Below are 21,580 nucleotides of genomic sequence, written 5' to 3'. Positions count from 1 at the left end.
CATGAAGCACCGTACAGATTTTATATATACTGATTTCATAACCATATTCTTATGCTGAACACTCGAAATAAAAAGAGCATTCCAGTCTTGACTTCATTGTTTTTCTGTGCTACGCTGAAATTCCACATAGAGAAAGAAACACATTCCAGGCCCTTAGAATGTCCATTGAAGCATTTCTCAAATTCTTTCTCTACGGTTCTGTTTTTTTCAGTAAAACGGTATAGTTTTCCACAAATGCGAAGAAGCAATATGTATAGAGACCGCAACACCTCCATATACATATGTGCTCTCTTATTTCCAGATGTATGGGGAAGCATTTATAGAAGGAGCTTATGACCATGCAAGATGCCTCTCGAACACCTTCTATCAAGCATCTGAGGCACTCAAACAATCCGGCCCAACAGAATTATTTCTCCTCCCTCATTCCTTTTCAGCCTCTTTTGACAAAGATTCGTCCTCCATCTTTACCGCTAAAGCATGTTTCTCGACCTTTTCTCGTTTCAACCCTTAATCACAACATCACACAATATAAACTGACCCTCCTTACCTCTTCACCAGGTTTTGGAAAAACAACGTTGCTCAGTGAATGGTGTGCAGATCCTCCGGAGACAGCTCTTCCATATGCATGGCTTTCGCTGGACGAGCGTGACAATGATCCAAAACATTTCTTTGCCTACCTGCTCTTTGCCCTTCAATGTGTCCATCTGGTAGAAGACTTCAACCACCTCCTTCCTCCATCACCGCATGAAGCGCTTTCAGAGACCAATCTTTCCTACTTGCTCAATGAGATCACCATCTCGATTCCGTACGATTTTGTGCTTATCCTCGATCAGTATCACTGTATCACCTCTACAGCCATTCATAAAGCGATCCTCTTCTTGCTGGAGTACGCACCCGCAAACGTTCATTTTGTGATTGCCGGACGAACACCGCCGCCCTTCCCTCTGGCTCGTCTGCGTGCTCAAGCTCGCCTCATAGAGCTTGGTGACAAGGAGCTTCGCTTTCAACTTTCAGAGGCATCCCAATTCCTGAAAGAGAAGATGCAGGTCTCTCTTTCAGATGAGCAGGTCGCAACGCTAAATCAACGCACTGAGGGCTGGATCACCGCGCTACAACTGGCGGCCTATGCTCTGAGGAAACAGGAAGGAGAGGGCATAGATCGGTTAATTCATTCCTTCTCAGGTAACCATCACTACATACTTGACTATCTTACTGCCGAGACCTTCCATCAACAATCTACAACCATACAAACTATTTTGATGCAAACCTCTATCCTGGATCGTCTCAACCCATCGCTTTGTGCAGCAGTTATCGACGAGAACGATGGTTATGCAATCCTGGATACACTGGAAAAAACCGGCCTTTTTCTGATCCCGATTGACGGAGAAGAAGGCTGGTATCGGTATCATCGCTGTTTCCGAGATTTCCTTTATCACCTGCTTACCCGGACTTCTCCGGACATACTCCCTGAACTCCATTACCGCGCCAGCATATGGTTTGAACTTCAAGGAGAGTATCCCTCTGCGATAGAACATGCACTGGCAGCCAGCGATTTTGAACGCGCAATCGCCCTTCTCGGTCAGGTTGCCTCACATCTGCTCACGCAGGGACACTTTCTCTTACTGCTCAACTGGCTGATTGCGATTCCCGATGAATATATTCTGGCGCATCCACTGCTTTGCCTCGTCTATATTTGGTCGATGATTTTTCGAGGGTATACATCCAATGTCGAAAAATATTTACGCTCCGTCAAACTCTCCGCGGCGCCGCAGTCTGCCTCTTCACCGAACAGAAATGAGAAGATTGATGAAGCATACTGGCAGGCTGCCAGCGCGGCGGTGCATTGTTACCTCGCCAATATTCAAGGCAGGATTCATGATGCGATAGAGTCGGCCTCATATGCCCTCAAGCATCTTCCCGTCGCCGATTTCCCGATGCGTGTGCAGGTTGTCATGGTAGCAGGGGTTACTGTCTGGCTCACAGGGAAAGAGGCAGAAGCAATTCCCTATTTTGAACAGGCATATCGGGATAATCTTGCTGCCGGTTCACTCCCCTTCGCTTGCACCAGCGCCTGGGTTCAGGCAAAACTCTATATCATTCGTGGCTACCTCCATCAGGGCATGGAGCTGCTTCAACAGGCCCTTCAAATCATAGAACAGCTTTCCCCTAACGCGACAGAAGAATCCTTGCTTGCTACAGGAATGCTCTGGCTCGGCATTGGCAACATCTATCGGTATTGGAACAACAAAGAGTTATCTATCCACTACCTGACAAAGGGCCTTGAACTCTGTAGCCGTTGGGACGGAATCGGTCTGGCAGGGCCAGCAATGATTGATGGCATGCTCACGCTCGCCCTTTTCCGGCTGGAACAGGGACAGGAGAAAGAGGCGCAGGAGATTATCTACCAGGCAGAGCAATATGTGCATAAGTATAGCCTGCATTTCTATACCCCGCTCAGCCTCCGCATTTTCCAGAAACGCTTTAAACCAGAAGGTGGGGCCCAACTTACTCAGTTTATTCTTTCAAAGGTGCCAACCAGTTTTCTTTATGAACTGGATCAAATGGTTGATATTCGCTTCTTCCTTCAACAGAAAGAGTATGATCGGGCTCTCAACATATTGGCCCCACTCCTTGAGCAGGCCCAGGCAGCCAACCGCCGAGCAATAGTGCTGGAACTTCGCCTGCTTCAGGCACTGGCATATGAGGGCAAGCGAGATAGCATGCAAGCAGGGCAGGCACTCTGTCAGGCGCTCGCTGATGGCGCTTCAGACTATTTTATTCAACCCTTCCTGGCTCAGGAACAAGCCATGTATGATCTATTAGTAAAGGTTCTTGATCTGAGAAACAAGACACCTCAACCAGATTGGCCCGCCTTTCCACTCGACTATGCACTTAATATTCTCGATGCCTTCAAGGCTGACAAACAATCTATACCAGCACAACACGAGAGCGGGAAGGCCTTTCAAGAAAAGACATCTATTGAGCAACTAACGCCGAAAGAACAGGAAGTGGTAAAATTAGCCATTCAGGGGTACTCAAATTCGGAGATTGCCCGAAAGATGTGTCTGGAGGTGTGCACGGTCCGCTGGCACATGAAGAATATCTACGGAAAACTTCAGGTACATAACCGCATCCAGCTTGCCCTCAAAGTTCAAGAAGCCGAGCTCTAAACAATAGCTTTGCACTTTCATACTGATGCCAGGGCGTAAGGTATATCCCTCCCTCTTTATGCCAGGGCATCAGAATATGTTCGGGACGTGAGCAAGCAACGAACTGAAACTGTGTACTTCATTGCATAGTTCTATGGCTCCAACATGATACCCCTGCATATCTCTGCTCGCTTGCAACAATTTGTTATGGTGGTGCTGCGAAAAGCCATACCAGCTTCTCCTCATCTTGAAAGCCTACACCTTTTTCGTGTATGACTCCTGTTTGCACAAAGCGACTGTCAACGTCAAGCGCAAACAATATACGTTCTGGTAAACAATTCGTCCAACATCAGCCAGACAGTAACGCTGGATTATCTGCACTCGTTTCCCATATCCTCCAGGATGAAAGGCGAGAGCACATTGAGCAGGAATGACACTCTCGCCCTCTCGCCTATGCTTCTTTGACCAGACAAGAGGTATCTACTTCGCGTCGCTCTTTGAGCCACCATGCTGATGCAAACGAGATCAGACTTAATGCCACTATATAGAGCGCCACTGCCTGCCACGAGCCCTCGCCAATCGAAATGCTCACTTGCGGCAAGCCTAAGGCCCCCAGATTTGTCTGGCCATTCAACAACAACAATGCCACAATAGGAGCTAGCCCGCCTGCAAACGGCGCCGCCAGTTGATACCCCAATGACGCCCCACTATAGCGGAAACGCGTCTCAAAACGTTCCGCTATCAACACTGCCAGTGGTGCAGACAGCCAGGCGTTCAGCACACACAATGATAGCGCGATAGCCAGTTGTACCAGAACAGGATTGCCACTATTCAGCAGCCAGAAGTAGGGAAACGCAAACACCCCCATCAGGACACAGCCAGTCAGGAACCAGAAACGACGCCCATATCGATCTGAAAGAGAGCCAAACAGTGGAATGGTAAAGAGTTCCAGGCCTGCACCAAGCATAATCGCATTCAAAATCATGCTGCTGTCCAGTTTCAGAACCGCCGTTCCATATGTAATCACAAAGACACTGAACAGGTAGAAGGGAGCCTGATCGCCAAAACGTGCGCCAGTACTCAGCAGCACTTCTGGCCAGTTATATTTGAGCACCTCCAGCAGGGGCGCTTTTGCCGCAAGATTCTGCTGCTTCACCTGCTCGAAAAGCGGTGTCTCGGTAATTTGAAAACGAATAAAGAGACCAACCAGAATCAGCAAGGCACTGACAAAAAACGGAATACGCCAGCCCCAGATCAGAAATTGCTCTCCCGTCATCATGCTCACGATATTTACAATACATGTCGAGGTCACCAGACCAGCCGGGCCCCCCATCTGAGGCCAACTTGTCCAGAAGCCCCGGCGCTCTTTTTCCCCATATTCCAGCGCCAACAGGACGGCGCCACCCCATTCGCCTCCAACGCCGAGCCCCTGGCCGACTCGAAGAAGCGTTAGCAGCAACGGAGCAACAATCCCAATCGCATCATAACCCGGCAGAAATCCAATCAGCAGTGTTGAAATTCCCATCAACAACAGAGTAGTCACGAGCGTCGATTTCCGACCGATACGATCACCCAGATGTCCGAATAATGCTCCTCCAAAAGGTCGCGCTACAAATCCAGCCAGAAATGTTACCAGTGCCAGAAGCGTTCTTGTCAGGGGATCCGTTTCAGGGAAAAACAATTGAGGGAACACCAGTGTTGCCATCGTCCCGTAGAGGAAGAAATCATACCATTCAATAGCGGTACCAAGCGTACTTGACAGCACAACCGCCGTCATCGGTCTCCGAGCCTGTTCTATCACAGAATCCCTCCATGCTGATTGGTATCAGCCACTTCAACCTTTAGCTCATCTATATATAGTATAAGAAAAGAAAAAATTGCATAAAGTCAGTAAATAAAATGGTAAGAGTTGTAAGAACTATATACAAAGCGAAACCGGCATTCTATGTGCTCACCACAATACAACCTGTGGATACTTCTGCCTTCAAACAGAGAAAGGAAACAGGTCTTCCTTTCCAGGGTCTCGGGTGGGCCGGAGTACACTTTGACCCTTACGCTACATTCCTGTCATAAAGAAACAAGCTCGTGACATGAAGCATACGCACCCGGCTGAAAGCAACTCCAGCGCAAGTGGCTCTTTTGCGCCGAACCATGCAAGAGGACATGGATTATTATAACGAAGCCAGCTTGCTGACCGCACAAGATCAGCAATGGAAGGAGAAGTGCATAAGCTAACGCATATAGAACATCGTCTGCATACCCGGCTGCCAGCGCCGTTGACGTGTTCCGCTCGTGTCAGGGCAACAGAGTCGCTCAAAGCACCAATAACAGGACAGAGTGGTCAGGAAGGTGTCCACCCTGTCCTGTCATGATCGGCGATCTTTGTCAAGCCCATCTACCAGCGGCGCCTATAAAACCTGAGCACACAAATCACGTTATTTCGCGCTCCGAAATGCTTACCCTGGCGCTGATAATACGCTAAACCCTCTCAGTTCTTTTTCTGGCCCGTCACCAGCTCACATATATCTCTCCATTTTCGCCTCAATCTCCCATTCCCATAGAGATAAAGCCTAGCAGGCAGAAAGCCCCATCGGATAGCCCTGCTTACACAGCGTTTCAGCGGTTGCTTGCATCTGCTTGAGCCACTTCTTCTCCTCCTCAGTACGAGCCTCATTCAGAAGCTGTTTCGTGTAGATGTTGGTCATCTGCATGGAAAGGCCAAACGTTTTTTCTTTCGATTGACACTTCTCTTTGCAGAGATCTTTCCAGTTTTTGAGGAGAAGTTCAAACATTTTCCAGTGATATTCTTGCTCGTGCACCAACATCTCACTGACACTATATTGGACAACAGTAAAGCGAGCAGCTTCAGCAAGCATAAAAGCAAGGATCTTTACAGGCCCTTCTGTCAACGCCTTAATATCACCCAGTGCCCATTTTCTGCCCTGCGCAATAGCATCCTCAATCCCCGACTCGTTCAGTATCTGATCCTTTTCACTGTAGTTAATCAGGTCTTTCGGGATCTCTTTCCAGTTCCCAACCTTGCCCCCCTTTTCGGCATTTAAGTGAGAGATGTAGGCGTCAGCCGTTTTTATCCGCACCAGAAGTTTGCTTTCTTCAGAGGTTGCGACCTTGATATCAAGATTCTCCCCCTTTTCAGACACATTGAATTGCTGCCTGATTGTACTAATAAAGCCATGATAATCCGCTATTTCAATCCAGGAAGCACCAGGAATTTGAACAGCATATCTGTACATTCTTTTCCTCTTTCTTTCTTACTCACTTTTATTGTAACATATGAAAAATCAAGCATGCACACATAGAAGCAGCTCTATACTATGATTATTACCATAATGGATACATATAACTTTATCAATATAAAGAAATAAAAGTGAAATTTCTTGATTTTCATAAATACGAGGTGATATTATTGCAATAGATCAGGGTAAAGATGGAAGAAGGCATGTCAACACACATAGTCTGCATAAATATGCACACATTGATGGAAGTGAGGAGATTTCATGCTTCATTATCTTACAGATGTATTGGGTATCGAGGGTGTTGTTGATCGTCTCTATGGAGTGAAATGGATACCAGGCAAGGAAAAAGAATGGAATTTCGCTACGTGCTCCCCTTCTAATACAGAAGAGCCAGGAATCTACCTTGCTTTCCATCATCGAAATCTGGTTAGCCAGATTGATTATTTCGGCAGACAGCCAGGCGGTCCAGGGGTTATCTATCCTGTTCCGCCAAACCCTCCGAAGAAGCTACAACAATTTCTTCAAGCTCAGGGATTAGAGGTTTCTGATGAGAAGCTCAAAGATATCGCTGGGTTTCTGGCATATGTACTGAATTGTCTCAAGCTCATCGAGCAAGTGGATACCCTGGGACTGCTTCCTGCTCTGCGAGAGGGTCGTTTCCCTGTGTTCATTATCCCGGCAGCTCAGCAGAATCGTACACTACCCCTGGAGAATGAGCACGCGGTCTGTCAGCTTACGCAATGGCTCCTCTCTGCTGAACACGCCAATATTGCAGGCCCCATCTCTGATCTGTTGTACCAGCGTTATGCCTCGCTCCCTCAATCGCAACGCCTTGACCGTTTTCTACAGGACCTTCAAGAGTTCCCCTTGCGCTCTCTTTTCCTGGACAAAAGTCAATTTTCATCTGGCTATTTCAATGCAAAGCTCAAACTGAGTAAGAATTTCTGGCTCGACTGGCTGGCTGGAAAAAAGATAGACATTTATATCCAGCAAACTGAGAATCAAGGGATCAAAACCCGAGAGTATTTTCTTCTGGCCCTGCTGATGCTGCTCTATCCTGTTTCTCCTCCGGGCCCGGGAACAGGAGCTATTATTGAGTTCAATGCCCGTCGCGAAGGGCATAATGTCCCTGAACAGCCTGACTTTCGTCCGCCCGCAATAGGACTCGTACATCAGCTCGTTCACGCGCGGTATTGCTGCGCAGGCGCTGCGCCCGGCTATGCACACAACCATTTTACGACCACCGCCGCAGAACTCCTCTTTACCGGTATAGAGCCGTTCAACCAGATTTCAGAGGGGGAAGCAACAACCTGGAAGTACGTTTCAGAGAACAGCATTCGCTCCTCGTGGAACAATGTAAAAAACCCTGATGCCTCGAATATATGGGCACATCCAGAACAGAGGACAGCCTTTGAACTAGCCGGAAAGAATCTCAAGCAGAAACGAGAAGCACTCAGGCTTATTTAAGTAAGGAAAGCAGGGGAAATATGTCGCTGGAGAAGATACAACAGGCCCTTCTGGACCTGCAGCAGCAGAGAACGCTTACACTCTCGGATATCGCCCGGCTTGTTCCAGGCGCCGCTCTGACATTAGAACTGCTCCCACGTATTGAGGCGATACAGCTTCCAGGTGTCCAGATTCGGCTTGAGCAAGAACGGCTGACCCTAACCGATACCATCACCTGGGGCAAAGTGAACGAGATCGCGGCCACGATCACGATAACATATGATCCTGCCAGTCCACAACAATACCTGATCGCATGCTCTTTTCAAGTAAAGCAGACACTGGCGATACCAGGAATAAGCTGGCTTGCAATGAAGCGTTTTCAGATAAGCGGAGAGAGCATCCCTCTTTCGCTCGCCTCCTCGCTTGCCTCTCAGGCAGACATCGCAATAGAGACAGATCTAGTGGTAGATGATGTCTCATTGCCGCTTCGAATAGCCTCTGACCCTACAGCAGGAATTCAGGTGCAGCTCAGGCAGGAGGCAACACTTGACGCTGGAAGCGCACTCAACCTCGTGACCGGTCCCCAGAAGGACATTCAGGTGCCCGGGATTGGTCAGATTGCCTTACACCAGTTTCAGGTTTGCTTTGCACCACGTCGTACCCCGGTCGTCTCACAAATCAGTATCGAGATGGGTAGTCCTTCAGAGAGCCAGGGATGGGAAGTGCTCCCCTCGGTACAACTCGAAGAATATCGTATCGGAATCACCATTCTTGACCCACTGGGAAGCCGACGCATCAGCGGACTTGTCGCAGCCAGCATGAAACTTGGTCGGAGTTCTTTCGCAGTCACTGCCCAAAGAACAGAAACCGGAAGCTGGTTCTTTCAAGGTGTCATCGAGCAGGTCAGTGGCGAACTGTTACAGGATCTTGGCGATCAGTTCGGCGTGACAATACCAGAATCCTTGAAACGGATGACCCTGAAACATTGTGCGATCACGTTTGATACCAGTACAGGCACCTTTTCCTGTGCCCTTGAATTAGATATCACGCTTGCAGGTGAGACCTTCGCTCTGACCACAACCTTGCGCTTGAAACGGGTAGCGGGAAAGTATCAGCCCGAAATTCGAGGCACACTTCAGCTCGATAACGCTACACTTTCAATCGAATATGAAGAGCAAAAGGTGATCGGCGAGTGGAAAGATGAGCAGAACCCCCTGACGCTTGAGAAACTTGCTTCTGCCCTGAAGGTTGACCCATCCGAACTGCCAGATATTCCCTCTGAATTGACGCCCGACCTTTCGAGCGTTCGCCTGATCTATGACCTGTCGCAAGAGAGTGGCATTGCTCTGAGCGTCACATCTCCACATTACGGAAAAGCAGTGGTTGTCATCTTTCAAGATACAAATACGAAAAAAAGGCACTTCTTCTGTGGCATAGAAGCCGGACTGCCTGTCAAGCTCTCTGATCTCCCTTTGCTCGGGACGATCCTTGACCGAGAAATAACCGTCTCCATCGAGAAGATACACCTTTTGCTTGCCACTGTTATCATAGGCGAGCAAATGGCTGAACGGGTGAACAAGCTTATTGGGGAAGGCTACCCACATGTGCCAGCAACAGGCATAACCGCTCTCCTCTGCCTCTCGGCTGAAGCACACTTTGGCGAACTGGTGGTCCCTCTTACCTTACAACTGGGAGGACAACGGCAGACGGTAGCAGAGTATGCTGAAGCGATGCTCCTTCCCGGCAGATACGGTTTGGCTTTCTGGGCCTACGGAGAACAACAGACAACAGAGCTCATTACGCTGAGTACAACAGCAGATACCACTCTCTGGCTGGATGTAGAAAAGTCCTTTGGACCACTCAAAATCCAGAAGCTTGGTATGCAGTATACTGGCGGCAAACTGGCGATCCTTGCTAACCTTGCCCTTACCGCTGGTGGATTAACTATCAGGTTGGAAGGCTTTGGACTCAGTTCTCCTCTGAAACAGTTTGCACCACAATTTCTCATTCGGGGATTAAGCGTCACTGCCCAGGAAGGACCTGTCATCGTCAGCGGAGGATTAATCGGCACACTCGATCCGGTGAATTTCGTTGGCGAACTGATAGTTCAGACAGCAAATCTCTCGATTTTTGCTCTTGGTGCCTACACACAGGTACAGGACCATCCTTCCTTCTTTCTCTATGCAGTGCTGAACTATCCAATAGGTGGACCAACGTTTTTCTTTGTCACTGGCTTAGCAGGTGGCCTGGGCTTCAATCGAAAGCTGGTGCTGCCTGACGTTGAACATGTCGCATCATTTCCATTGGTAGAGTGGGCTAAAGGAAATGGCGATGTGCCATCACCACAGCCCGGCGAAGACATCGGAAAGAAAGTCAGCGAGGTCCTGGATACACTCATCAATAAAGGCGTCATTACTCCGGGCCTGGGTGATTACTGGCTGGCTGCCGGCATCCACTTTACTTCATTTGAGGTCATCGACTCGTTCGCATTGGTTACCCTGAGCATCGGAACCGACGTTGAAATTGCATTATTGGGGCTCTCAACGCTAACACTTCCACCACCCAAAGCCGGAGGCTCTCAGGTAATCGTTGCCCAGATTGAGCTAGCCTTGAAAGGGAGCTTCTCGCTCCATACCGGTCTACTGGCTCTATCAGGACAACTCACATCAAACTCCTTTCTCTTCTCACGGGATTGCCGTCTGACCGGTGGCTTTGCTTTCTACAGCTGGTTCTCAGGATCTCATGCAGGTGAGTTTGTAATAACAGTTGGTGGATACAACCCGCATTTCACCATTCCGGCTCACTATCCACAGGTTCCCCGCCTCGGGATCAATTGGCAAATCAGCACAGAGCTAAGCGTGAAAGCGGAACTCTACTTCGCTCTGACATCCTGTGCAGTCATGGCAGGTGGACGGCTGGAAGCCCTCTGGCAAAGCGGAGGAGTGAAGGCATGGTTTACTGTCTGGGCTGATTTCCTGATGCTCCTGCAACCATTTCATTACTATATCAGTGCAGGGATCTCCCTTGGAGTCTCTTTTGATATAAACCTGCTGATAACGCGCAAAACCATCACGATTACAATTGGCGTTGGCCTGGAAATCTGGGGCCCTGATTTTACAGGCAAAGCGGTTATTGATCTCGCCCTCATCTCGTTTACCATTCACTTTGGTAGCAGCGGACGACAGACAGACACCACAATCTCATGGAATAAGTTTGTACAGCAGTTGCTTCCACAACAAAAAACAACCACGAAGCTACTTACTGCCGGTCCAGATGCTCAATCAACAGCGGATCCTTCGATCTTGCATATCAATGTCACAAAAGGACTGACGAAAACACTCACTCAAGATACCTTTGTCGTCAATCCCGGAGAGTTTGAATGCACCGTTACATCTGCAATCCCGGTGAAAACGCTCCAATATGACTCAAAACTCTCACTTGCCCCTGATACGATGCAACCACAGAGAGAGGGAAGCGTTATTCAACCGAATACAGAGTTTGGTGTTGGTCCGACCGGAACGGAGAGTTCAGCATTCCAATCAACATGCACGGTACGCATTGAAACCAACCAACCAAGCACATTTTATCTGGTACGCATACTTCAGAACATCCCGAAATCACTCTGGCAGAAACAGCATTTCAATCAGCAGGGAGTCCCGCAGATTCAAAACCCGCTTCAGGATACAACGCTTACTGATGTGCTGGTTGGCGCCCGAATCCTGCCTTATGTCGATGCCCCTCGGCACACACTCCCGATTGCGCTGTCTATTCTACAATACACTACTGAACAGCCTCAATCTTTCTGGTGGAATGTTCCTTCTGTGGCAAAGAAAGACCCTTTTCGTACCGAGACTGTTGTAGAGACGATCAAGAGTGCAAAGGCGCTGACCAACCGCAACGCGTTACTACAAGCAATGGAAGCGGATAGACTCCTTGTCTCTCCCAACCTCCAGGTTGACGCGTTAAGCAACCCCGCAACATATGATCTGTTCGCACCCCCATACTTGCGTTTGCTTGGAGAAGAGAAGCCAATAGAAGGGCGAGTGTAATGAGTAAGGACGAGAAAAAGGTTGCATTTATTCAATATGATCTGCCTGCCTTAAAGGCGGGAAAGTATACCATCCAGGTCGAGCAGGCATTGAATACAGAGGCACCCAATCAGTTCGCACATGCAAGCACCATAATCGTGAAAGGGGAACGCTTGTCTTTCTCTGCTGACGATATCAGCGGTGTGTTTCCGCCCAACCTGGCAACCGGTGAATTTGATGGTGTTTTGCCTCATGTGGTCCTCAAGCGCTGTACCTTGCCCTGGGAACGAGCCTCTGACCTTCCCTCTGAAGAGGCTCCCTGGCTTGCCGTCTTCCTGTTCACAGATGAAGAAGCAGCCAGCGTGAAAATAGCGAAAGCGACCCCTCTGGCGCTGCTACCACAGGGACAGATAATGCAACAACAGGATACAACCCTGAGCAAGAAAGAGAATATTCTGAACCAGAATGGAGAGCACTTTCAGGGAACACTCCCCGCTGGCTATCTGTCGTATCCCGATTGGGCGCTTGAATACGGCGAATCCCCTGATGACGCCTGTATGGTGATCGATATTCCGGTAGAACTCTTCAGTAAGGTTGCTCCTGCAAAAGAAGATCTCCCCTATCTGGCCCATATTCGGCAGGTTGATACTATGCACGGGCCAGATAGCAATCAACATCTCCTCAAGTATGCAATTGTCCGGGGAAACCGGGTCCCTGCAATCGATACGCTCTCACATGCGTTTCTGGTATCGCTAGAACGCTTTGCTGAGTATCTCCCGGATGAACAGGGAGCAAAAAGCGGCAAAATACCCGCTGACACAACCTATATCCGCTTGCTCAACTATCATTATTGGCGCTTCACAGCCAACTCACGCGGCGCGATGCTTCGTACACTGCTCGAGAATCTGAACAAGACAACAGACGGGAGACAGAAACTGACCACGCTTCAGGTGCCGTTCGAGGGAATACCACCAACCGAAAGCGAGGTGAAAAGCGCGCTGGATAAACAGCAAGCAGGAACCACAACCGCGCAAGACGCCCGGGTACTTCTTCGGAATGCACTGGTACAGGGCTATGTGCCGCTCAAGCATCATCTGCGTCACGGAGGCGAAACGGTTTCCTGGTATCGCGGACCTCTGGCCCCCTCTACTGTCATGCCAACCTTGAAGACACCACTTTCTGGCCCCGACGCCGCAAACGCCTACAATCCCCTGACCGGCCTGTTTGATGTCTCTTATGGCATTGCCTGGCAACTGGGACAGATGCTCGCATTACAGAATACCGGTTTTGCGAACGAGCTGTATCGGTGGCGACGAACAACCCACTTCTCTCAGGCACTTTCTGCCCAGATGCAGGCGTTTGAGGCAAACCTGAACGGGGAATCTATCTTTAGCAGTTTTCTCCAGGCGCACAGGCAGTTTGCAGCAACGATTCCAGATGAGGTGTCACAATGGCTGGCACGCCTCCGCCTGCTCTACGGGATACCTTTTCACTATCTTGTGCCAGATGAACGCATGCTTCCAATTGAGTCATTGCGCTTCTTTTTCCTTGATCAGAACTGGCTACAGGCACTCATTGACGGCGTATTGAGCATCGGGCGCGTCACCCGGGATGGACGGCCTCAACTTGATTGCTGCGATTATACCGAGTTTCATGGGAAGATCGCAGCGCGTATACACACAATCCGTCCGAACCGACGCCCTTTCACGACCTACAGAAATGAAACCCAGCAGTGCACCGGGTTTCTTTTACGGTCAAAAGTTGTTGCGGGATGGCCCAATCTTCAAGTAAACGGCTATGCGGATCAGAAGGGAACAGAGGAAATTCCCATCTTGCGTTGGACGAAGCTATCTGAGGATACCATGCTCTGTCTTTTTGATGGGGTTGTTGCTCTGGTCGCGCTTCATGAACCACCTGAACAAATTCATGCAGGGGTAGAGGGTGACCCGGGGCACTATACGACAACGCTTCGAGCAGTAACCGCAGGGCAGAAACAACCTGGACAGCAGCTTGATGGACAGACAGCACTTCCTACCCGCAGTGATAATCAGACCCTCAAGCTCGATGTAGCTCAGCGCACACTCAAAGAGACATTGAATAACCCTCCATTTGACCAGAAGCTCGACAAGGTAACATCGGCAGAATTTGCGCTTGAGCTGGTCAAGGGCGTGGTAAAGGTTGAATATTACAATAGAAATGTATAAAAGAGGAGAAGAGAAAATGGCTGGACTGCTGGTCCCGGTCGATGTGGCGGCCTTCTGTGTGGGAACAGTCGACGAGGAGACAACCCGCAAGTTTTCCGGGTTGACCGCAGCCTTTGATAAAGGACATCTTGGCATGGGCGTACCCGGGTTTCTGGGTTCTGATGTCACATGTGATCTACGCGATTCTCCTTATGACTATCTGGAGAGCGGAGTGCATCTGCACTGGGCGCTTCCCGACGCGCTGACGCATGCAACAGTGGATACAACAGGAGAAGTGTGCTTTCCGGCAGCTCCCAATCGCTGGCTTGTGACCCGGCTGCTAATTCAAGGGACAGAGCCACAAGCAAAAACGTGGATTATTGAAAGTGATGCACTCTCAGAAGAACAGCCAGCAGGGCAAAAGGTGATTACGCTGCCAGTTCATAATGACCCGGAACAGCCCTTTCGCTATGTAGGGAAATATACTGAATTCACTCCGACCTGGAAAGAGCCGGATCCCGCAACGGGAGCAACTCCCTTTGAAGCAGCGTTTGGCAGCCCCTTACATGCAGCCGCCAGCGGTGATATTGCTTTTGCGGCTTTTTATCCCAATTGCCGAAGCGTTTTTGGTTTTTGCGATACCCTCAAAGACCTATCCTTACAGGAAGGACAGAAAGCACTTCTCTCGTATGTCGTGATCGGGTGGTTTAGCAGACGTGAATATGACCCCTGTTACGCTTCTGCTTCCATACATCAGGAAAAGCTGTCAACCTTGCAAGAGCAGCAATCCTGGACATTTACCGAGGAAGAGCCTCCTGCCTATACACTATATCATGGCTTCATTCAGGGTCTCTCCTGGAATCCTCGCACGACCTACGTCGAAAGCTACGATCAACCCCTGTCAGTAGTCGCAGATGTGGCCGTCGGAAACACACCAGCCGAAGCCTTTTCCGCGTATTTCCGTGGGCAACAGTTTTTACAGACGGCTATTGACGAGCAGCTCTTTACTGCCTTTCAGGTTGGCGCCTTGCAAGAGTTACAACGCCCACAACCTGATCAACTGGCTCAACTGTACCGCGCGCTCCATACGCTGCAATTCAGTGCTACAGCCTCAGGCAAACGCTACACCATCGAACAGGAAACGGATACACTGCTTCCACTGCGCCTGGCTGAAGCGCTACGCCTGCTGAATGCCTATCAACAGGAAAGTGACAGTTATTATGCTGAACTGATGCAGTATCTCTGGCAGCTCTTCGCTGAGTGGTTTCGCTACTTTCATGTGGACATTCAAACGCAGCAAGCCGCATTTCAGGCAGTGCTGAAGCGGTATCAATCACTCTCTAACCTGGAGAAGAAGCAGCAAGAAGCACAGCAGAAGGCTGACAATCAGAAGAAGCTGGTGCAGGATATGCTCACTGAACAGCAACACTTGAAAGAGCTTCCTGCACCGATGTACTCAGCACCTGCCGAACCAGTGCTTTTACTTGGGGGCAACGGGCTTGAACGTGCCCAGCGTTATGGTGGAGATGGACGGTATCATGAGAAGGGCTATCTGGCATGCCGGCAAACGGATCAGGTCTTGACAGCGGTCACCATCCAGGGACAGACCTGTACAGCCACTCAGTTCGCTGCGCTCAGGCTTTCCGAAAACCTGCCTTATCCCGATACCTGCACGGCGCTCTTGCGTGAAGCCTGTCTACTTGATACGGCGTTAATGGCTGCCCGAACAGGCACAGCAGAAAGCGACCTGACAACGGCACTGGATGCAGCCCTTCGTGCACAGCCGCAACATATCTACACTTTTACCGGAATGCTTCCCTCGCCCGTTGGCGTACGCCGCTGGATGGGAGCGAACCCCTGGCTCCCAATTTTCCTGCTCTGGGAGGTAGAGTATGAGCCGCTGACTGCAACTGTCCAGGAGAATCAGCCACTCGACTATGACCCTCAGCTTTTTACTGGCAATTATACTATTGACCCCGAAACAGGAACCATTAAGTACAAAACGAATCCTGCTCATCCCGTTAACCCGAGCAAGCCAATATATGCGCAGCGCTATCGAGGATCGACTGTGCTTTCCTCACAAGCGACGCTCAATTTGCAGGAGCTGCTGGCTGCCCATAGCGACACTGAACCACTCAAGAAAATGCTGGATCATCTGAACGCGACACCAATTCAGACGCAGGCACTCAGCGGATTTGCCGCTGCGCTGCTGATGCGTGAGCAAAGCTTGCAGTTACGGATCCAAGAGCCTCCACAACAAATGCATGTCCCGGTTCCGATGCAAAATCTGACCAGGGCTCTGATACAAAAGAAGATCCGTGCGACCACAGCTCCGAACTTTAACAGTTTCTTTAACCCTTTGCGAGCAGGCTATATCAGACTTTCCTCGTTGCTGCTGGTGGATGCATTTGGACAACAGCGAACAGTGCTTGATCGCAATCGTCGCATTGCCGCCCGAAGCCTGTCACTGGCAGAAACATTGAGAACTACGTTTCAGGATCAGACAGTACCGGATGTTGCATTTTGTCAGCCTCGCCTTGCTCAGCCGTCACGTCTTCTGTTCCACTGGATCGCTGCGAACAGCGTCTCCCTGAACCAGACGAATATACATCCCACAACCTCCCCTATCTGTGGTTGGCTACTTCCTCATCGCTACACCAACAGTATTGCTCTCTACAATCAACAGGGCTCACCACTTGGCACCTTGTTTTTGAATGGGGATCGCAGTAAGGTCCGATGGCAGCCAGCGCCCGGCGAGGAGCGCTTTCTTGACCAACCACTTGAGCAGGTGATGCGATATGAAAACCCGTTTCTTCGTGATGTCAGCCTGATGTTACAGAAGAGCACACCCGCTTTCTTTCAGGCGTTCTGGGAAACACTCGATAGAGCCTGCAACGCGCTTCATCCACTCCCCCGGCCAGATATAGCACTCCCCAATCTGGTAGAGCGTCCGCTGGCCCTGGTTCAGGCCTCCCTGCGTCTGGAGCTCGAAGGAGAACCGGCCTGTAATCAGGATTGGGCAACGCTGGTTGATGGGCAATTCATCGAGACAGATAGCGGGATTACAAAGGTTCAGTTCCCGGTCATTCTCGGCCATCTCGAGCACCTCACAGATGGATTGATCGGCTATTTCAAGTCCGGGCAAACCACATTTGACCTTTCGACATTCTATTCAGAGGCCGCCAACCCGGACGCGACCTCGGGCGTCATCCGTCCCTCACAAACGACAGTCCTGTTAACGCCCAGGCATGCAGGTGAGAGCGAAGAATGGAAGCTATTACTTCTGATTGATCCTCACCTGCCAGTACATGCCACAACCGGCATTCTACCTGCACAGCAGGTACAACTTCCAGCCGAACACACCACAGCCTTACAGAGGCTGTCGATGACCTTCTTTCGCGCGCCGCTTCTGTATGGAGCCAGTGCGCTCACCCTTCCCCTTGCGCCTCAGGAAGGCTACCAGTGGTCCTGGATCGAAGAGGTCATTGAGGGTCAAACAAAGAAGTGGACAGTACAGCCAGATATCCACGCGGACAATGATAGTGCAGTCTGGGCCTATACCCCACAGCATATTACAGAAGGCTGGCTGCGCTTAAATCCTCAACTCCTCCTTTTCTCATTGCTTAATCCAGGCGGTCAACCCGTCGCGCAGCGGGCAAAGGCAAATACACTGACCCTTACGCTCAAGAACAAGTGCAAAAGCAGCATTGTCTTTCAACCCGGCCAATTACTTCCCGAAGGAGAGAACAATTATGGATCTATCCTCTACCTCCATTTTGGGGGGTTGGTGGAGAGCCAGAACATACCTGAAATACGGTGGAAAGCCGAGGGATGGGCCTTTCAGCGCTTCAATGATACACGCTATGGCAATTACTGGGCATTCACCCCGGTTGCTGGAAAGCCCATCACGCTCCAACCTGAGGAGGGCATTACCCTCACGCTGGAAAACGTGATCGTCACCAGTAGGAACGCTCAGGAACATGTGTATGTCGACTTCTATAACCTCGATGGTCTCAACAATGGCGTGTACGACATTCTCATTGCTGTTCAATAACAAAGGAGAAAACATGGAACAGGAAATAACCACTCTGGAACCACAGTTAACCTGTGAACTGCGGAATCATAGGGACCACGACAAGAATACCATCTATATCACGACGGATAGCACTTACAATCAGCTTTCCCTTCGGATCACGACAAATGTTGAGGCAACCTTCAAGCCTGCCTCACATCACGTTCCACCAGATCAAGGAGGGTCTGCGGATGGCTCTATGCTCTACCTGGATCTTTCCAGCCTGAATCTCTCCACGTCTGAGTTTCAGAAACTTGAGGCATCGGCTGCGGAATGGTCATTCCAGGCCTACCCGGATCAGCGCACGATTGGTATGACTCCCACTGTCCTTCAGACCCTGAAGCCGGGACCAGGGAACCAGATTGATATTACACTTGCCTCACTGACACTCTCTTCCCCTCCACAGGGAAGCGTTGTCTATCCTGTTGTCACCTACTTCCATGTTCCATCTATTACTGATGACGAGATCGGGCAGTTTGACACCTTATCCGCCACGCTTCAGGTGCCGCCTGACACGCACAAACGAGAGTTGCAGCGCGATATTCAACTGAGTACAGACACGAACGCGATTATTACCAGCGATGAGGAGCATACAGTTGCGAACTTCTTTACGCTCGCCTTTGGACCGGGTCCTGAGGGAAAAGAGGTCAAGGCTGGCCCTGCAACCGCATTCGTACTCACCTTTGTCTATGGCACAGGCTACGGATATGGAGCCTTGACGGATATTCAGCATGCGCGCGATATCAAGGTAACTCGTGGCCTGAATGCAGACGAATGGCATATTGAGTCTGACACAACCTTACAGAACCCTTCATGGAAGCTAACACCTCCTGTTGGAAAGCCAATCATTGGGACCGGCCCTCAATCCAACGTCGCCTTCGACGTCACGAATATTGTCACCCTTTTCCGTGCCGGGCCCACTTCACTTCTGCTAACCTATCAAGGCATACCTGGCTACCAGGACGGCTCTTTTATCCTGCCACTCTATAAGATCCCGCATGTACAGATCAGTTCATTGCAGGTTGAGCCGAATCCGACCTATCTGACCGAGCAAAAGGCAGAGGTCACAGTTCGTTGGCAGACAAAGAATGCAACCTCACTCTTCCTTGCACCACTTTGTCAGGATGTCACCAATCTCACCAGTATCCCGGCCGAAATCTTCACCACAACCCCCTTTACCCTGACAGCAAAAGGCCCGTATGCAGATCGCAATAATGTGGCCTATCGCACGGTCGAAGCAGTGGTACTCCCACGAATCAACTCGTTTACAGCATCTCCACGCTCCATCTATTACAAAGACTTTCCCTGTGATGTCACCTTTTCCTGGGCGGTGGACTCAAACGAGCGCATCAAGCTTGTGAGCAGCCGCGAGGGCACAGGTGGCGACACCTATGAGCCAATTGGCAGCGTCACGAAGTCCATTCAGCAGCCTCAGATGATGACGCTGATTCCCATTTCGCAACATCAGGAGACCGTTCAGAATCGGAAGCTGGTCCTTTCTGCCTTTAAAACACAGCACCAACGCTATCCACTCGCGCAAAAGGCACGTCTGGTCGCAGCATCTCCAACCGCGCCGCTTACAGCTCTGGCCCATGAGCGTCAGATCTCATTTATTGACAATGCCCTCTATCAGCCGATTGGAGAGCCGCTTGCAACCGGAGACACACCCCATCTGGCCTTCGCGCCTGACGGGAGCTTTGTCTTCGTTGCCTCAGGAGATGGACAACTTACCCTGATCCATATACAGGAGACGCAAACGCGTCCTTATTACACTTTTCAGCCTGCTGCGTTGCCAGATGTCAGCGATAAACCAACGGCTGTCGCGATTTCGCGGGATGCGAAAACGCTGTTTGTGACGACACAAGATGCCCACCGTGCGGGCAAGCTGATCATTCTGGTACAGGAGGGAAACACATACCACAAACAGGGCGAAGTCGCGGTCGGGAAAGAGCCAACAGATATCGCGCTTGACCCATCCGGTGCCCGAGTCTACGTTTCTAATGCCGGCGAGAACACCATTTCGATCATTGGTGTAGATGCAAAGCGAAACTATGCGCTGACCAGTACGGTTGGCAATATCGGACAACAGCCGCGTGGACTTGGCATTACCCGTGATGGTCAGATCTTGCTGGTAGCCTCCGCAGATGGGGTGTTTGCTTTGAGTACTTCCTACCCCGATGGTTCACCACGCCAGCATCTTCCAGTAGAAACACCTGTCTCTTTTGCGATGATGGCAGGTGGGAGATATGCCTTTGTCTCGCTGGAAAAGAAGAACGCGCTTGCCTTGATCGCATGTGGTACCTTGCCAAAAGATTGCAAGGTGCTGGAAGAAAACATTCAGGTAGGGGAGAAACCAACAGGTGTCACGGTCACACTTGACGATGGATTGGTACTGGTTACCAATACTGGCGATGCTTCAATGAGCGTGTTGACGCTTGCGACCTATGAGGCAGAAACGACTTCCATTCCCTCGGTCGAAAAACCAACCGGAGTCGTTGTAACACCAGATGCAAAGCAGGTCTATTCCTGGCATAACGCACTGATTCGAGATATCTTGCACCCGAAAGATATTCCCGGTCTCTCCGTCCATGACCGAATTTCAGGAATCAGCATGATCCATCTGGAAACGACTAATCTGATCACCTGTGCCGTTCATCCTGACAAAAATCGCCAGTTCGCCTTCGCGCTTGAAAAGGCTTCGACGGATCTCCTTCTTATCGATACCGGAACGTTTGAAACGCAGAGGGTACCGCTGGAGGGAGGACATCAACCGCTTCTCCTCGACGTTTCTGCAAATGGAGAACGCCTGTTTCTTCTATGCGACGATAAGCAACGCTATTATATGCAAGTTTTCGACATCACCGGACAGACACCGAAAAAGCTTGCAGAGAAGGAACTTTATGAGCATCCATCCACCAAGGGGTTCAAGTCTCTCTGTGTGCTGGCCGATGGCTCTCAAGCGTTTGTAACGGAATCAAGCGTTCCTCTTCTGCATCAGATCTATTATGAGGAAGGAAGCTATCAGGTAAAGAGTCATGAGCTTGAAGGGAGACCCGAGGCTCTGACTGCGCTCCCCGATGGGGCTCGTCTCTATGTGTTCAGTGTGAAGGACACAGACCCGGGTGCAGATGCGAACATGAATATGATCTCGGTCATCAATCCCAGGACCATGCATATCAGAACGGTGCATCTGGGTATTGAGCAAAAGGTTGCATCCATTCAGTATGTAGTTCCCTCACCGGATGGGACAGCATTGTTTGCAACTGATGCCAGCGGCGTGCGAATCGTTGACCCGGTTTCGCTTCGCCTGAGTAGAACGTACCTCTGGCCTGGAGCCACTGTCATTTCGTACGGGATCGCAACGCAGCCCGATGGTGCAGAGATATTCGTCACCGATAGGGGCGGCTCTACTGTGTTCGTGTTACGTCAGGTGCAACCAGAGTAA

General features: G+C 50.3%; 8 protein-coding genes. 6 read left to right on the top strand and 2 right to left on the bottom strand.

The window, feature by feature from the left end; all coding sequences use genetic code 11:
* Positions 1 to 575: 575 nt before the first annotated feature.
* The gene (locus tag KTH_RS13720) at positions 576 to 3,170 is read left to right on the top strand and encodes a winged helix-turn-helix domain-containing protein (RefSeq protein ID WP_497619392.1); all 2,595 of its coding nucleotides are present in this window, start codon (positions 576 to 578) and stop codon (positions 3,168 to 3,170) included.
* A 430-nt stretch (positions 3,171 to 3,600) separates the two neighbouring features.
* On the opposite strand, the gene KTH_RS13715 is transcribed toward KTH_RS13720, so the two are convergent.
* Together KTH_RS13715 and KTH_RS13710 are read right to left on the bottom strand one after the other, a co-directional pair.
* Positions 3,601 to 4,950 (bottom strand): MFS transporter, encoded by a 1,350-nt coding sequence (locus tag KTH_RS13715; protein ID WP_497619390.1) that lies wholly within the window; start codon positions 4,948 to 4,950, stop codon positions 3,601 to 3,603.
* A 769-nt stretch (positions 4,951 to 5,719) separates the two neighbouring features.
* The gene (locus KTH_RS13710) at positions 5,720 to 6,403 is read right to left on the bottom strand and encodes a hypothetical protein (RefSeq protein WP_497619388.1); all 684 of its coding nucleotides are present in this window, start codon (positions 6,401 to 6,403) and stop codon (positions 5,720 to 5,722) included.
* A 264-nt stretch (positions 6,404 to 6,667) separates the two neighbouring features.
* Here KTH_RS13710 and KTH_RS13705 point away from each other — a divergent pair, with 264 nt between their 5' ends.
* From KTH_RS13705 to KTH_RS13685, 5 genes are read left to right on the top strand one after another with little or no spacing between them, the layout of a single operon-like run.
* On the top strand, positions 6,668 to 7,873 hold the full coding sequence (locus tag KTH_RS13705) for a hypothetical protein (RefSeq protein WP_497619386.1): 1,206 nt from the start codon (positions 6,668 to 6,670) through the stop codon (positions 7,871 to 7,873).
* Positions 7,874 to 7,893: 20 nt separating this feature from the next.
* Complete coding sequence (locus tag KTH_RS13700) at positions 7,894 to 11,901, top strand: DUF6603 domain-containing protein (RefSeq protein WP_497619384.1); 4,008 nt, start codon at positions 7,894 to 7,896, stop codon at positions 11,899 to 11,901.
* On the top strand, positions 11,901 to 14,084 hold the full coding sequence (locus KTH_RS13695; protein WP_111324056.1) for a hypothetical protein: 2,184 nt from the start codon (positions 11,901 to 11,903) through the stop codon (positions 14,082 to 14,084). Before KTH_RS13700 ends, KTH_RS13695 begins: the two co-directional genes overlap by 1 nt.
* A 16-nt stretch (positions 14,085 to 14,100) precedes the next feature.
* On the top strand, positions 14,101 to 18,117 hold the full coding sequence (locus tag KTH_RS13690) for a hypothetical protein (protein WP_111324055.1): 4,017 nt from the start codon (positions 14,101 to 14,103) through the stop codon (positions 18,115 to 18,117).
* A gap of 13 nt (positions 18,118 to 18,130) precedes the next feature.
* Positions 18,131 to 21,580, top strand: coding sequence for a beta-propeller fold lactonase family protein (locus tag KTH_RS13685; protein WP_497619381.1), 3,450 nt, complete (start codon positions 18,131 to 18,133; stop codon positions 21,578 to 21,580).

Source organism: Thermosporothrix sp. COM3 (assembly GCF_059696735.1).
This window is presented reverse-complemented; position numbering and strand designations above follow the sequence as displayed.